General features: G+C 65.7%; 1 protein-coding gene. It reads left to right on the plus strand.

Translation table 11 applies throughout. From position 1 onward, the window contains the following. Positions 1-286, plus strand: a 286-nt coding sequence (locus tag ACVA58_RS28000) for a DUF1835 domain-containing protein (RefSeq protein WP_446513505.1), incomplete at both ends; no start/stop codon positions are given.

Consider the following 286-nt stretch of genomic DNA (forward strand, 5'->3'; position numbering starts at 1 on the left):
GCCATGGCGCGCTCGGGCTTCTGGCAGCGCGTGGCGCCCACCAGCAGCATCGATTTCGCCACTGAAATGCGCGACGCACTTGCGTCACTGGCAGACCTGCGCGATGCCACCACCGAGGTGGCGATCTGGCACGGCCAGAGTGCGTCGGATCAGCTCATGCTGCGCCGGGTGGCGTTCCATCTGCATCAATCGCCGCAGCGGATCAACGAAGTCGGCATGGATGCCCGCGAACTGGAAACGCCCAATGGCCAGGGGCCGCTCACGGCCATCGGCATGTATTCGGGAG

This window comes from Photobacterium sp. DNB22_13_2 (genome assembly GCF_052873915.1).